The organism is Streptomyces sp. 8K308, assembly GCF_004348315.1.
GTDB lineage: Bacteria > Actinomycetota > Actinomycetes > Streptomycetales > Streptomycetaceae > Streptomyces.
This window is the reverse complement of sequence record NZ_SMKC01000659.1, coordinates 1-989: the sequence shown is the minus strand read 5'-3', so window position 1 is coordinate 989 and position 989 is coordinate 1. Positions and strand designations below refer to the sequence as shown.

The window sequence follows — 989 nt, the reverse complement described above, 5'->3', positions numbered from 1 at the left end:
CCGTGAACCCCCGTGAACCCCCGTGAACCCCGAGGACACCATGGCTGTTCTTCGTGACCGCACCGCCCTCGTCACCGGCGGCGCCAGCGGCATCGGCGCCGCCATCGCCGCCGCCTTCACCGCCGAGGGCGCCCACGTCATCGTCGCCGACCGCGCCCCCGCTCCCGGCGACGCCTCCGCCATCCGCCTGGACGTCACCGACGAGGCGTCCGTCTCGGCCGCCGTGGCCGAGGCGGAGCGCCGCCTCGGCGGCCTCGACGTGCTGGTCAACTCCGCCGGCATCCTGACCGAGTCGCCCCTGGCCGAGATGTCGGCGGCGACCTGGGCGGAGACCATCGCCGTCGACCTCACCGGTGTCTTCCTCTGCTGCCGGTACGCGGTGCCCGGGATGATCGCCCGCGGCGGTGGCCGGATCATCAACATCGCCTCCCAGCTGGGCATCAAGGGCGGCGTCGGCCTCGCCCACTACGCCGCGGCGAAGGCCGGCGTGATCGGCCTGACCAAGTCGCTCGCCCTGGAGGTCGCCGGGCACGGCGTCCTGGTCAACGCGATCGCGCCGGGCCCCGTGGAGACCCCGATGGTCGACGGCATCACCGAGGACTGGAAGCGTGCCAAGCGGGCCGAGTTGCCGCTCGGCCGCTTCGGCCGCCCGGAGGAGGTGGCCCCCACCGCCGTGCTGCTGGCCGCCGATCCGGGCGGCAACCTCTACGTCGGCCAGACGCTCGGCCCCAACTCCGGCGATGTGATGCCCTGATGTGCGGGGGCTGCGGCGGCCGGGAGGCGACCGACTGGGCGCGTGGCCTGCACGCCGGCCCGGCCGCCAGGGCCGCCGTGGCCGCCGCCGCGACCCGGCTGGCCGGCCGCCGCGGCCTGCGGGCCGTCGCCCGCCCCGGCGGCTGGCTGGTCACCACCCCGACCGGCGGCACCGTGCCCTGCCACCAACTCACCACTCTGGTGGGGGCGCTGCGGCGCGCGGTCGGCACCCCGCC

Annotated in this window: 2 protein-coding genes; both read left to right on the top strand. The window is 76.4% G+C overall.

Annotated elements, in window-relative coordinates; genetic code table 11:
* Window positions 1–40: 40 nt before the first annotated feature.
* The gene (locus E1265_RS36500) at window positions 41–754 is read left to right on the top strand and encodes an SDR family NAD(P)-dependent oxidoreductase (protein ID WP_132935217.1); all 714 of its coding nucleotides are present in this window, start codon (window positions 41–43) and stop codon (window positions 752–754) included.
* On the top strand, window positions 754–989 hold a 236-nt coding region (locus E1265_RS36495), incomplete at its 3' end, for a hypothetical protein (protein WP_243741373.1). The genes E1265_RS36500 and E1265_RS36495, both read left to right, overlap by 1 nt.